Origin of the sequence: Streptomyces sp. NPDC087270 (assembly GCF_044744625.1) — a bacterium.
GTDB lineage: Bacteria > Actinomycetota > Actinomycetes > Streptomycetales > Streptomycetaceae > Actinacidiphila.
Genome location: NZ_JBIUYR010000015.1, coordinates 123559 through 137329, shown reverse-complemented (window position 1 = coordinate 137329; position 13771 = coordinate 123559). Strand labels below are relative to the sequence as shown.

Below are 13771 nucleotides of genomic sequence, written 5' to 3'. Positions count from 1 at the left end.
GCTGACCCGCCCGGCCGCGGCCCGCACCACCGCCGCGGCCACCGCCGTACGCCGCGCACACCGCGCTCCTGCCGGGTGCGCCGCGTACCCGCTCCGTCCGCCGTACCCGAGACGCACCCGCCGTGCCCGGCACGCCCTGCCGCGGCACCGCTTCCGAGGACCTGACGCCACTCCGGCCGCGCCCTAGCCCCATCGGGCGCGACACGCCGGGCCTTACGAAGGGACACACCCGTGTCTGCCCTGCCCCGCATATCCGCCCCGCGCGCCTCCCGCCGCCGCAGACTCGTCGCCGCGGCCGCCGCGCTGCCGATCCTCTTCGGCGCTCTTTCCGCCTGCGGCTACGGCTCCAGCAAGTCGGACGACGACGCCACCACCGCACCGGCCGCCGCCGGCGGCAGCGCGAGCGCGAAGAAGCTCTCCACCGACGAGGTGAAGATCGGCTACTTCCCGAACCTCACCCACGCCACCGCCCTGGTCGGCCTGAAAGAGGGCTTCTTCCAGCAGGAGTTGGGCAGCACCAAGATCAAGCAGTCCACCTTCAACGCGGGCCCCGCGGAGATCGAGGCGCTCAACGCCGGCTCGATCGACATCGGCTGGATCGGCCCCTCGCCGTCCATCAACGGCTACACCCAGTCCAAGGGCTCCGACCTGAAGATCATCTCCGGGTCGGCCTCGGGCGGCGTCAAGCTGGTGGTCAACCCGAAGAAGATCAAGACCATCGCGGATCTCAAGGGCAAGAAGATCGCCACCCCGCAGCTGGGCAACACCCAGGACGTGGCGCTGCTGAACTTCATCAGGTCCAAGGGCTGGAAGGTCGACGCGCAGAGCGGCAAGGGCGACGTGTCGGTGGTCCGCACCGACAACTCGCTGGCCCCGCAGGCGTACGCGAGCGGTTCCATCGACGGCGCGTGGGTGCCGGAGCCCACCGCGTCGAAGCTGGTGGACGAGGGCGCGAAGGTGCTGCTCGACGAGAGCACGCTGTGGCCGAACAAGCAGTTCGTGATCACCAACGTGATCGTGTCGCAGAAGTTCCTCAAGGCGCACCCCGACGTCGTCGAGGCGGTGCTGCGCGGCTCGGTGAAGACCAACGCGTGGATCAACGCCAACCCCGACAAGGCGAAGGCGGACGCGAACACCCAGATCAAGGCGCTGACCCAGAAGTCGCTGCCGGCCAGCCAGCTCGACCCGGCGTGGAAGTCCATCCAGGTGCTCGACGACCCGCTGGCGGACACCGCCAAGGCCGAGGCGGAGCACGCGGTGTCGGCGGGCCTGCTCAAGGCGCCGAAGCTGGACGGGATCTACGACCTCACGCTGCTCAACAAGGTCCTCAAGGAGCAGGGCAAGCCGACGGTGAGCGCCGCCGGGCTCGGCACGCAGTAGCCCCCCGCTCCGCGCGGCCGGGCCCGACGGCCCGGACGGCCCCGACGGCCCGGCCGCGCGGCAGGTCAGCGCACCTCAGCAGGCGTCAGCACAGCTCAGCACCGCGGCCTCGCGGCCCCACCGCGAAGCCGTACCGCGGCACCGCACTCCGCCGCACCCGACCGACCCCATCCCATGCGCAACCGAGGACCCCAGGAGGTGACCACCATGGCCGACACCCTCACCGGCCCCGCGGCACCGCCGGCGGGACCCGCCGGGTACGCCGCGCGCATCGACCATGTTTCGAAGGCGTTCGGCAGGCCCGGCGCCCAGCAGCTCGTGCTGGACGACATCACGCTCGACGTGGCGCCGGGTGAGTTCGTCTGCCTGCTGGGTGCCTCGGGGTGCGGCAAGTCCACCCTGCTGAACCTGGTGGCCGGGCTGGACAAGCCCTCGGCCGGCGCGATCGACGCGCCCGGCGGGCGGCCCGCGCTGATGTTCCAGGAGCACGCGCTGTTCCCGTGGCTGACCGCGGGCAAGAACATCGAACTGGCGCTGCGGCTGCGCGGGGTGCCGCGCGAGGAGCGCAGGGCCGAGGCCGAACGGCTGCTGTCCCTGGTCCGGCTCGGCGACGCGTACGGCAAGCGGGTGCACGAGCTGTCCGGCGGGATGCGGCAGCGGGTGGCGCTGGCCCGGGCGCTCGCCCAGGACAGCCAACTGCTGCTGATGGACGAGCCGTTCGCGGCGCTCGACGCGATCACCCGGGACGTGCTGCACGACGAGCTGACCCGGATCTGGTCCGAGACCGACCTGTCGGTGCTGTTCGTGACGCACAACGTGCGCGAGGCGGTCCGGCTCGCCCAGCGAGTCGTGCTGCTGTCCTCCCGGCCCGGCCGGATCAACCGGGAGTGGACCATCGACATCCCGCAGCCGCGCCGTATCGAGGACGCGGGCGTGGCCGACCTGTCCATCGAGATCACCGAAGAACTCCGGGGGGAGATCCGCCGCCATGGCCAGCACTGACACCGGAGCGAAGGACACCGCGCCGCTCGACGGGAACGAGCGGGCGGACGACGAGGCGCGCGCCGAGCGGTCGGCGCGGGACCTGTCCGGCCTGGAGGCCGGCCTGGACGCGCTGGAGACCGTCTCCGTCGGCCGCACCCCGGTCGGGCAGGTGCTGCTGAAGAAGGTGCTGCCGCCGCTCAGCGCGGTCGTGCTGGTGCTGGTGGTGTGGCAGCTGTGCGTGTGGGGCAAGGTCGCCGACCCGACGAAGCTGCCCAGCCCGCACGCGGTGTGGCAGGAGCTGGTGGACCGGTGGAACGCCGGCGACCTGTTCTCGATCATCTGGACCAGCGTGGAGCGCGGCCTGCTCGGCTTCCTCGCCGCGCTGGTGATCGGCACCCCGCTGGGCCTGCTGGTCGCCCGGGTGCCCTTCGTCCGGGCCGCCATCGGGCCGATCCTGTCCGGGCTCCAGTCGCTGCCCTCGGTGGCGTGGGTGCCGGCCGCGGTGATCTGGCTGGGCCTGAGCGACTCGGCGATGTACGCGGTGATCCTGCTCGGCGCGGTCCCCTCGATCGCCAACGGCCTGGTGGCCGGCATCGACCAGGTCCCGCCGCTGTACCTGCGGGCGGGCCGCACCATCGGCGCGACCGGGCTGCGCGGCGCCTGGTTCATCCTGCTGCCCGCGTCCCTGCCGGGCTACGTGGCCGGGCTGAAGCAGGGCTGGGCGTTCTCCTGGCGCTCCCTGATGGCCGCCGAGCTGATCGCCTCCTCGCCCGACCTGGGCGTGGGGCTGGGCCGCTACCTGGAGAACATGCGCGAGGCGTCCGACATGGCCGGCGTCTTCCTCGGCATCCTGCTGATCCTCGTGGTGGGCATAGCGATCGACCTGATCGTCTTCAGCCCGCTGGAGCGCTGGGTGCTGCGCAGCCGCGGCCTGACCGCGAGGGCCCAGTAGCCGTGCGCCCGCCCCGTACGGACCCGCCCGCGCTGCTGGTGATCGCGCACGGCTCGCGCGACCCGCGGCACGCCGCGACCGTACGGGCGCTGACCGCGCGGGTGGCGGCGGCCCGGCCGGGGCTGCGGGTGGACACCGCGTTCCTCGACTTCGACGCGCCGTCGGTGCCGGACGCCGTACGGCGGCTGGCGGCCGACGGCGTGTCCGACGCGGTGGCGCTGCCGCTGCTGCTGACCCGGGCCTTCCACGCCAAGACCGACATCCCGGCGGTGCTGGCCGAGTCGGCGGCCGAACTGCCGGGTCTGCGGCTGCGCACCGCGGCCGTGCTCGGCCCCTCGCCGCTGCTGACCGCCGCCCTGGAGCGGCGGCTGCGGGCGGCCGGGGTGCGGGCCCGTGACCGGGCCGGGACCGGCGTCGTCCTGGCGTCGGCCGGCTCCACCGACCCGGAGGCGAGCGCGGTGATCGCAGCAATCGCGCGGGAGTGGCGGCGTACCGGTTGGTGCGCCGTGCGGCCCGCGTTCGCCTCCGCTTCCCTGCCGCGCACCGAGGACGCGGTGCGCGTGCTGCGCGCGGAAGGGGTGCGCCGGATCGCGGTGGCACCGTACGTGCTCGCGCCCGGGTTCCTGCCGGACCGGATCGCCCGGGGCGCGCGGGAGGCGGGCGCGGACGTGCTCGCCGACGTCCTCGGCCCGGCACCCGAGGTGGCCGAGCTGCTGCTGCGCCGGTACGACGAGGCCCGCCTCGGGGCCCCTACCGCGCTCCCCCTCGGCCGTCTCGCCCTCGCCTGACCCGCCCGCGCCCCCGCGCCGACCTGCGATCACGCCTTCGCACCGGCCCGCCCCCTCAACCATTACGTGTAAGGGGCAGCCGCCAAGATGATCAGGGCTTACCCCTCCGGTCGAAGGGGGGCTTTCCCCACCCCTGAGAGGGAGAACGCCTCACCTGAAGTCACCAGTTGGCCGGATGGGTCGGCGCCCCCTGGACTCGTAGCGTCATGGGTGGAAAGAGCGGCAGGTCACAGGCCGCCACCCAGGACGATCCTTCAAGGGGGACACCGTGAGTCGCGCTCGCGCACACGGCAGCAGAATGGGCATCGCGGCGGCCATGGGCGGCTGGAGCGCCCGGCACCGCTGGGCGGCGGTCGGCGGTTGGCTGCTCTTCGTCATCGCGGTCATGGTGATCGGCCAGTCCGTGGGCCGCTCCGACATCGACGAGAACCGGTCGATGGCCGGCGAGGTCAACCAGGCCGCGACCATCACCGACGACGCCGGGCTGAAGGACAAGGCGTCCGAGATGGTGCTGGTGCAGACCGCGCACGGCAGCGTCACCGACCCGGCGGTCCGCACCGCGGTCGACGACGTGATGAGCGCGGTGCGCTCCACCGGCCTCGCGACGGCGATCACCTCGCCGTACGACACCCAGGCCATCTCCAAGGACCACCACTCCGCGCTGGTCCGCTTCGACATGCGCGGGTCCGCCGACGACGCCCCCGACCATGTGCAGCCGGTGCTCGACGCGGTCGCCAAGACCCAGAGCGCCCACAAGGACCTGCGGATAGAGGAGTTCGGCGACGCCAGCGGCGAGCACGCGGTCGACAACGCCTTCGGCAGCGACTTCAAGACCGCGGAGTACTCCGCGGTGCCGGTCGCGCTGGCCATCCTGCTCATCGCGTTCGGCGCGCTGGTCGCCGCGCTGCTGCCGGTCGCGCTGGCGATGACCGCGTTCCTCGGCGCGGGCGGGGTGGTCGCCCTGGTCAGCCACGCCATCCCGATGAGCGACACCGCCAACTCGGTGATGCTGCTGGTGGGCCTGGCGGTCGGCGTCGACTACTGCCTGTTCTACCTGCGCCGGGAGCGCGAGGAGCGCGCCGCGGGCCACGACGCCGAGACCGCGCTGCGGATCGCCGCGGCCACCTCCGGCCGGGCCATCCTGATCTCCGGGTTCACCGTGATCGTGGCGATGGCCGGGATGCTCTTCACCGGCATCGGCGACTTCAAGGCGATGGGCATGGCCACGATGATCGTGGTGGCGATCGCGATGTTCGGCTCGGTGACGGTGCTGCCCGCACTGCTGTCGCTGCTGGGCCAACGGGTCGAGAAGGGCCGCATCCCGTTCATCGGCCGCAAGTCCCGTGGCCACGGCCGCGGCCACGCCCCGGCGGCGAACAACGGCAGCCGCTTCTGGCGGACCGTGCTGCGGCCGGTGCTGCGCAACCCGAAGGCCGCGACCCTGATCGCCGGCGGCGCCCTGGTGGCCCTCGCGATCCCGGCCTTCTCGATGCACACCGCGAACCTGTCCACGTCGCAGGAACTGGGCGACAGCCTGCCGATCATCAAGACCTACGAGCACATCAACACCGCCTTCCCCGGCGGTCCCGACCCGGCGCACGTCGTGGTCAAGGCCGACGCGATCAACTCGCCGCAGGTCAAGAAGGCCATCGCCGACTTCCGCGCCGAGGCGGTCAGTTCGGGCGCCAGCACCGGCCCGGTCACCGTCACCGTGCACGGCCCGCAGAACGTCGCGCGGATCGACGTGCCGCTGGCCGGCGGCAGCGACCGGTCCAAGGCCGAGGCCGACGTACGGCTGCTGCGCGACCACGTGCGGCCCGACACGCTCGGCAAGCTCGACGGGGTCCAGGCGCCGATCACCGGTGACACCGCCTCGTCGATGGACTTCACCCACAAGATCACCAGCAGCGTGCCGCCGGTGTTCGCGTTCGTGATCGTCTTCGCCTTCCTGCTGATGCTGCTCTCCTTCCGGTCCCTGACCATCGCGCTGACCTCGATCGCGCTGAACCTGCTGTCGGTGGGCGCGGCCTACGGGGTGCTGAGCCTGGTCTTCCAGCACGGCGTCGGCGCCTCGCTGGTCGGCGCGCACAGCAGCGGCGCCGTGGTGGCCTGGCTGCCGCTGTTCCTCTTCGTGATCCTCTTCGGGCTGAGCATGGACTACCACGTGTTCGTGGTCTCCCGAATCCGCGAGGCGCGGATGCGCGGCCTGACCACCAAGGCCGCGATCGAGCACGGCATCACCACCACCGCGGGCGTGGTCACCAGCGCCGCCGTCATCATGGTCGCGGTCTTCGCGATCTTCGGGACGCTGTCGATGCAGAGCATGAAGCAGATGGGTGTCGGCCTGGCCTTCGCGGTGCTGATCGACGCCACCGTGATCCGCGGGGTGCTGCTGCCGGCGGTGATGACGCTGCTCGGCGAGCGGAACTGGTACCTGCCGCGGTGGATGCGGCGGATGCCCGACCTGACCCACGACGAGTCGGTGCTGCCGCTGCCGCCGGTCGCCGAGAGCCGGCCGCCCCTGCCGGTCCCGGACCGCGTCTGACCAGCACCGACAGACCCACAGTGCCCCCGCGCCGCGTCGGCTCGGGGGCACTGTCGGTGCCCGCGGGTACGGTGGGCCCATGAGCGTACGGCAGAGCGCGAGCAGGGCCGCGACGGCCGGGTCGACCCGGTCCGGCGGTGGGATCGAGGAGCGCCTGGAGGCGCACCGGGCCGAGTTGACCGGGTACTGCTATCGCATGCTCGGCTCCGCCTTCGAGGCCGAGGACGCGGTGCAGGAGACCATGGTGCGGGCCTGGCGGGGCGCCGACGGCTTCGAGGGCCGCGCGAGCCTGCGCTCGTGGCTGTACCGCATCGCGACGAACGTCTGCCTGGACAGCCTGAAGGCGGGCAAGCGCCGGGCCCGGCCGATGGACCTGTCGCCGGCCTCGCGGGCCGACGCGGCGCTGCCGGACCGCACCCCCGAGACGGACTGGGTGGAGCCCGTGCCGGACCTGCGGGCACTGCCGTCGGCGGGCGACCCGGCCGACGTGGTGGTCTCCCGCGAGAGCATCCGGCTGGCCTTCGTGGCCGCCCTCCAGCACCTGCCGCCGCGGCAGCGGGCCGTGCTGATCCTGCGCGAGGTGCTGGCCTGGAAGGCGAGCGAGACCGCCGAACTCCTCGGCACCACCGTCGCGTCGGTCAACAGCGCCCTGCAGCGCGCCCGCGCCACCCTGGCGGACGCCGGGCTCTCCGACACCCGCCCGGCCGCGCCCGAGGGCTCCCAGGGCGCCCAGAGCGCCCCGGCGACGGCCGCCATGGACAAGGAGCGGCAGGCCCTGCTGGACCGCTATGTCGACGCCTTCGAGCGGTACGACCTCGACGCCCTCACCAGCCTGCTGCACGAGGACGCCACCATGACCATGCCGCCGTACCCGCTGTGGCTGCGGGGGACCGGGGAGATACGCGCGTGGCTCGCCGGCACCGGCCGTGAATGCGAGGGCTCCCGGCTGCTGCCGGTCGCGGCGAACGGCGCACCCGGTTTCGGCCAGTACCGCCGCGACCCGTCCGGGCACGGCCACCGCGCGTGGGCGCTCCAGGTGCTCGACATCTCAGACGGGCGCGTCACCGGGCTCAACTCGTTCCTGGACACCGAGCGGCTCTTCCCGCTCTTCGGGCTCCCACTCGAACTGCCCGGCGAGCCCGGCGAGTTCGAGCAGCCCACGTAGCGGGGCCGAGGCGCCGCGCAGCCGCACCCGGTGGCCGGCCCGGCGAGCGGCCAGCGCGACGTGGGCCAGCGCGGACAGCGTGGCCCGGTCGGCGGCGAGGCCGGCCACGTCCAGGGACACCACCGCCATCGCCCCTCCTCGGTTTTCGCGTCCCGCATCCCGTTTCCTGTCCCGTTTCGGTCACCCGAACGGGCCTGCACGTGATACGACCAGTGCCGGGGTCGTAACTCATCGGTACTACGGGTACGTATTCGCGGCAGGTTTCGGCGGACTTCCCGGAAATCCGCAGCGAATCCACCGAGTGCGGGTGCGAGACTTGCCGTTGCCCCGCCGCATGGCCGATTCCTCCGGCATATGCGAACGGGCGGTGCGGGTGGGCCGCATGGGCAGAGAAGCGAGAGGCTGGGCATGGCGGACGCGGTGTTCACGCAGGACCGGGCGCGGGCGGTGCTGGACGCTGCCGGGCACCGGGAGGCCGACCTGCTCTCCTTCGGGGAGAACGCGGTCTTCGCCGCCGGGCGGCTGGTGATCAAGGTGGGGCGCGGCGCCGATCTGCTGGACCGGGCCAAACGCGAGGTGCGCACCGCGGATTGGCTCGCCAAGCACGACGTGCCCGCGGTGCGCTCCGCCGAGTCCGAGGTGCGGCTGGTGGAGGGGCACCCGATCACGTACTGGCAGCGGCTGCCGGAGTCCCTGCGGCCCGCCGCGACCGTCGACGTGGCACCGCTGCTGCGGCTCGTCCACGCCCTGCCGGAACCGGACTTCGGGTTGCCGCCGCGGGATCTGCTGGCCGGGGTGGAGCGGTGGCTGCGGGCGGCCGGCGACGCGGTGGACCCGGCCGACACGGCGTATCTGCGCCGCCGCAGGGACGCTTTCGCGCAGGCCGCGGCCGACCTCGTGCCGCGCCTGCCGCGCGGCCCGATCCACGGCGACGCGCTCCCCCGCAACGTGCATATCGGGCCGGACGGGCCCGTCCTGGTCGACCTGGAGACCTTCTCCTCCGACCTGCGCGAGCATGACCTGGTGGTCCAGGCGCTCAGCCGCGACCGCTACGGGGTGCCCGCCGCGGACTACGACGCCTTCACCGCCGCCTACGGCTGGGACGTCACCACCTGGGACGGCTACGAGGCGCTGCGCGGCGCCCGGGAGACCGCGGGGTGCGCCTGGGTCGCCCAGCACGCCCCGGCGAACCCCGCGGCCCGCACGGAGTTCCGCCGGCGCGTGGCCTCGCTCCGCGCGGAGGACCCGTCCGTACGGTGGTATTCCTTCTAGCGCGGCGACCGGACAACGTGGCGGCCCCGTGCGGTCCGCTGCGGTCTGACGGTGCGTTGCGGCCGGCCGCCAGGTCCGGCACTCCCGTGGCCGGGCAGGCCGGGGGTGCGGGGGCACCCTGAACTCCGTACGCCGAGAGCTTCACGCGCTCACGGCGGAACCGTCACCCGTGGACCGGGTGGGCCGGGCGAAGGGGCCAGTGCGGGTCCACCACAGCGGCGGCGTCCTTGCGGCGAAGCCATCCCTGGAAGTCCTCGGCCCACGCGGCGTACCAGAGCCGTTGGCGCTCCTGGAGGTCCCACAGATCGGCCTCGCCCGCCTCGGCGAACCTCAGCGCGACCGCCCGGGCCACCCGGACCGCCGCGAGGGCGTCGGCGCCCGCCTCGTGGGCGCCGACGAGCACCACGCCGTACACCGCGCACGCGGCCTCCAGCGTGCGCTTGCCGCGCCGGTAGCGGTCGAGCGCGCGGTCGATGACGAGCGGGTCGATCACCGGCCCCGCGGTCCCCTCGCCGGAGGCGAGCCTCGGCAGTGCGTACCGCGCCAACTCCTCGTCCAGAAGGGTGAGATCGAAGGGCGCGTTGTAGACGACGACGGGCACCCGGGCCGCCCAGTAGCCGCGCAGCGCGTCCGCGACCTCGGCGACCACCTCGGGTGCGGGCCGCCCGTGCGCGGTCGCCCGCTCGGTGCTGACGCCGTGTATGGCGGTGGTCTCCGCCGGGATCGGCACGCCCGGGTCGGCGAGCCAACTGCGGCGCCGCACCGGCTCCCCCGCCTTGACCTCGGTGACCGCCGCGGTCACGATGCGGGCCTGCCGCGGATCGGTCCCCGTGGTCTCCAGGTCGAAGCCGACCAGCAGATCCTCGTGCCATGCCATGGCGTGTCCTTCCAGCCGTTCTCCCCCGTGTGCCCTGCCATCATCGCCTGACCCACTGACACTCCCGGCAGCCGGGCAGCACCGTTCCGGCGCCCGCGGCGTGGTAGGGCCGGTCCTTCGCCGGCGGGTCAGGACACCGGACGGGAGTCGGTCCAGATGCCCTCGAACTCCTCGCGGTAGACGTCGAACAGGCCGCCCTCGGCCGGCTTGTCGTCGTTGACCACCCGCCGGGTGCCGCCGCGCAGCACCAGCACCGGCACCTCCATACCGCGGGCCCGCCGCAGGTAGGTCTGCACCACGGCGAGGCCGTCGGTGCTGTCCCCGTCCACGAGGTAGGCGGTGAAGCGCGGTGTCTCGTCGAACACCTGGATCTCGAACGCGCCCTGGTCGCGCACCCGGGCGCGGACCCGCCGCATGTGCAGGATGTTCATCTCCACCGACCGGCTCAGCTCGCCGCGCCCGAGGCCGAGTTCGCGCTCGCGCCGGCGCACCGCGCTGCTGGCCGGGTTGAGGAAGAGCAGCCGCACCCGGCAGCCGGACTCCGCGAGCCGGACCAGCCGCCGCCCGGAGTAGTTCTGCACCAGCAGGTTCAGGCCGATGCCGACCGCGTCCAGCCGTCTGGCTCCGGCGAAGAGGTCCTCGACCGGCAGTTGGCGCTGGAGCCGTACCCGGTCGGGGTAGACGCCGACCACGTCGGAGTAGCGGTCGGCGACCAGTTCCTCCAGCGCGTCCACCGGCAGCCGCTGCTTGGCCGTACGCGAGGGCCCCGAGCCCAGCAGCTCCAGCAGCCGCGCGGAGGAGCGCTCGACCTGGTCCAGCACGGTGCGCGACAGCGCCCGGTTGCGGGAGACCACGTGCCGGGCGACTTCCAGCTCGTCCAGGGCGAGTTCGAGCTCGCGCCGGTCGTCGAAGTACGGCTCGAAGCACGGCCAGTGCTGCACCACCAGCTCGCGGAGCTGGGGCAGCGTCAGGAAGCTGAGGACGTTGTCGTCGGCGGGGTCGAGCAGGAAGCCCTTGCGGCGGCTGACCTCGCGGACCGCGACGGCCCGCTGCACCCACTCGTGGCCGGCCGGTCCCGCGGCGGCGACCACCCACTCCTCGCCGTGCACCGGCTCGTAGATGGGCCGCAGCACCGCGTTGACCACGGCCCGCAGCCGCTGCTCGACGAGGTTGAGCCACACGTAGGCCCGGCCGGCCCGGCGGGCGCGGGTGCGCACCTCGGCCCACGCGTCGGCGCCCCAGTCCAGTTCCGCGCCGATCTCCAGCGGCGCGGCGACGGAGACCACGCCTGGCAGCGTGGGCACCCCGTCGTCCGGGGCATCCCCCGTGACGTGCCGGTCACCCTGCTCACCGCCACCCGGGAGCATCAGACCTCCGGACGTCACCACGTCACCGCCTCCCACCCCCGTCCACGATCAAGGAAGGGTACTGCGGTGCGGGGGGTGTCGCAGCCGGAACGACCCTACTTGACTACTAGCAGACAACCCCATCAGCCGTTCCGTCGCAGGCCGTTGCCGCAGTGTCACCCTCGGGAGGGAGCGGGATGGGAGGATGCTGTCGCAACGTCACTGCCGGTCGTGCGGCAACCCGCCGCGCGGCCGGTCCCCGGAGCGGAAGAGTCCTCACATGCAAGTCTGGCCGGGTCAGTCGTACCCGCTCGGTGCCACCTTCGACGGCGCGGGCACCAACTTCGCCGTCTTCTCCGAGGTGGCCTCGCGGATCGAGCTGTGTCTCCTGCAGGACGACGGCTCCGAGACGGCGGTAGAACTGCGGGAGGCGGACGCCTTCGTCCGGCACGCCTACCTGCCCGGGGTGATGCCCGGCCAGCGGTACGGCTTCCGGGTGCACGGGCCGTACGACCCGGCCCGCGGGCACCGCTGCAACTCCGCGAAGCTGCTGCTGGACCCGTACGCCAAGGCGGTGAGCGGCGGCATCGACTGGGACGAGGCGGTCTACGGCTACCGCTTCGGGCAGCCCGACTCCCGCAACGACCTGGACTCCGCCCCGCACACGATGTCGTCGGTGGTGGTCAATCCGTACTTCGACTGGGCCGAGGACCGCCCGCCGCGCATCGACTACCACAAGACGGTCATCTACGAGGCGCACGTCAAGGGCCTGACGATGACCCACCCGGGGTTGCCGGAGGAGATCCGCGGCACCTACGCGGCGCTGGCGCACCCGTCGGTGATCAGCCATCTCGTCGAACTCGGCGTCACCACCCTCGAACTGATGCCGGTGCACCAGTTCATCCAGGACCACCGGCTGGCCGACGCCGGGCTGGCCAACTACTGGGGCTACAACACCATCGGCTTCTTCGCCCCGCACAACGGCTACTCCTCGCTGGGCGACCGCGGCCAGCAGGTGCTGGAGTTCAAGACCGCGGTGCGCGCGCTGCACCGGGCGGGCATCGAGGTGATCCTCGACGTGGTCTACAACCACACCGCCGAGGGCAGCCACCTGGGCCCCACGCTGTCGCTGCGCGGCCTGGACAACGCGTCGTACTACCGGCTCGGCGGCGACAAGCGCTACTACACGGACACCACCGGCACCGGCAACAGCCTGCTGATGCGCAGCCCGCACGTGCTCCAGCTGATCATGGACAGCCTGCGCTACTGGGTGACCGAGATGCACGTCGACGGGTTCCGGTTCGACCTGGCGGCCACGCTGGCCCGGCAGTTCCACGAGGTGGACCGGCTGTCGTCCTTCTTCGACCTGGTGCAGCAGGACCCGGTGGTCTCCCAGGTGAAGCTGATCGCCGAGCCGTGGGACGTCGGCGAGGGCGGCTACCAGGTCGGCAACTTCCCGCCGCTGTGGACGGAGTGGAACGGCAAGTTCCGTGACACGGTGCGGGACCTGTGGCGCGGCGAGAGCGCCACGCTGGCGGAGTTCGGCTCGCGGCTGACCGGCTCCTCCGACCTCTACCAGGACGACGGCCGCCGCCCGCTCGCCTCGATCAACTTCGTCACCTGCCACGACGGCTTCACCCTGCGCGACCTGGTGTCGTACAACGACAAGCGCAACGACGCCAACGGCGAGGGCAACCGGGACGGCGAGAGCTTCAACCGGTCGTGGAACTGCGGCGCCGAGGGGCCGACCGAGGACCGGGCGGTGCAGGCGCTGCGGCTGCGCCAGATGCGGAACTTCATCGCCACCCTGATGCTCTCGCAGGGCGTGCCGATGCTCAGCCACGGCGACGAGTTCGGCCGCACCCAGCGCGGCAACAACAACGTCTACTGCCAGGACAACGAACTGGCCTGGATCAGCTGGCCCGGCAAGCCCGGCAGCAGCGAGGCCGACGACGAGGCGCTGAAGCTGCACGAGTTCGTCAAGACCATGGTGTGGCTGCGCCGCGACCACGCGGTCTTCCGGCGCCGCCGCTTCTTCCACGGCCGGCCGGTGCAGGGCACCCACGACGAGCTGTCGGACATCGCCTGGTTCACCCCCGACGGGCGGGAGATGACGCAGCGGGACTGGCAGGCCGCGCACGCCAGGTCGCTGGTGGTGTTCCTGAACGGCAACGCGATCTCCGAGCCGGGCCCGCGCGGGGAGCCGGTCACCGACGACTCGTTCCTGCTGCTGTTCAACGCGGCGCCGCGCGCCCTGGAGTTCGTGCTGCCGGTCAACCACGGCAAGGAGTGGCAGCTCGTGATCGACACCGAGCGGCCGGACGGGGTGCCGCCGGGCGGCGGTGAGAAGGTCAGGGGCGGGGACTCCCTGCTGCTGGCCGACCGCAGCATCGTGGTGCTCCAGCGGCCCCCGGACTGACCGGCGCTGACCCGTACGGGTGACATGCGGCGGGCGCCCGGGT

Annotated in this window: 10 protein-coding genes; 8 read left to right on the top strand and 2 right to left on the bottom strand. The window is 72.7% G+C overall.

Annotation, left to right across the window (positions count from 1 at the left end; all coding sequences use genetic code 11):
• Positions 1-249 precede the first annotated feature (249 nt).
• The 7 genes from ACIPAE_RS27420 (at position 250) to ACIPAE_RS27390 (ending at position 9086) form a co-directional block, all read left to right on the top strand.
• Positions 250-1380, top strand: coding sequence for an aliphatic sulfonate ABC transporter substrate-binding protein (locus ACIPAE_RS27420; protein WP_402448774.1), 1131 nt, complete (start codon positions 250-252; stop codon positions 1378-1380).
• Between the two features lie 198 nt (positions 1381-1578).
• Positions 1579-2382, top strand: coding sequence for an ABC transporter ATP-binding protein (locus ACIPAE_RS27415; protein WP_402448636.1), 804 nt, complete (start codon positions 1579-1581; stop codon positions 2380-2382).
• The gene (locus ACIPAE_RS27410; RefSeq protein ID WP_329363786.1) at positions 2369-3316 is read left to right on the top strand and encodes an ABC transporter permease; all 948 of its coding nucleotides are present in this window, start codon (positions 2369-2371) and stop codon (positions 3314-3316) included. The genes ACIPAE_RS27415 and ACIPAE_RS27410 overlap by 14 nt, the downstream gene beginning before the upstream one ends.
• A gap of 2 nt (positions 3317-3318) precedes the next feature.
• Entirely contained in the window at positions 3319-4104 is a 786-nt protein-coding gene (locus ACIPAE_RS27405; protein ID WP_402448635.1) for a sirohydrochlorin chelatase, read from the top strand.
• Positions 4105-4402: 298 nt separating this feature from the next.
• Complete coding sequence (locus tag ACIPAE_RS27400; RefSeq protein WP_402448772.1) at positions 4403-6649, top strand: MMPL family transporter; 2247 nt, start codon at positions 4403-4405, stop codon at positions 6647-6649.
• Between the two features lie 79 nt (positions 6650-6728).
• Positions 6729-7814 (top strand): sigma-70 family RNA polymerase sigma factor, encoded by a 1086-nt coding sequence (locus ACIPAE_RS27395; RefSeq protein ID WP_329363790.1) that lies wholly within the window; start codon positions 6729-6731, stop codon positions 7812-7814.
• A 408-nt stretch (positions 7815-8222) separates the two neighbouring features.
• On the top strand, positions 8223-9086 hold the full coding sequence (locus ACIPAE_RS27390) for an aminoglycoside phosphotransferase family protein (protein ID WP_366413874.1): 864 nt from the start codon (positions 8223-8225) through the stop codon (positions 9084-9086).
• 163 nt (positions 9087-9249) lie between these two features.
• On the opposite strand, the gene ACIPAE_RS27385 is transcribed toward ACIPAE_RS27390, so the two are convergent.
• Entirely contained in the window at positions 9250-9963 is a 714-nt protein-coding gene (locus ACIPAE_RS27385; RefSeq protein WP_402448633.1) for an exonuclease domain-containing protein, read from the bottom strand.
• 128 nt (positions 9964-10091) lie between these two features.
• Positions 10092-11348 (bottom strand): SAV2148 family HEPN domain-containing protein, encoded by a 1257-nt coding sequence (locus tag ACIPAE_RS27380; protein ID WP_402448770.1) that lies wholly within the window; start codon positions 11346-11348, stop codon positions 10092-10094.
• 241 nt (positions 11349-11589) lie between these two features.
• Between ACIPAE_RS27380 and glgX the strand changes: the two genes are divergently transcribed.
• Positions 11590-13728, top strand: a complete 2139-nt coding sequence (gene glgX, locus ACIPAE_RS27375) for a glycogen debranching protein GlgX (protein WP_402448630.1) — start codon at positions 11590-11592, stop codon at positions 13726-13728.
• The last annotated feature ends 43 nt before the right edge of the window (positions 13729-13771 follow it).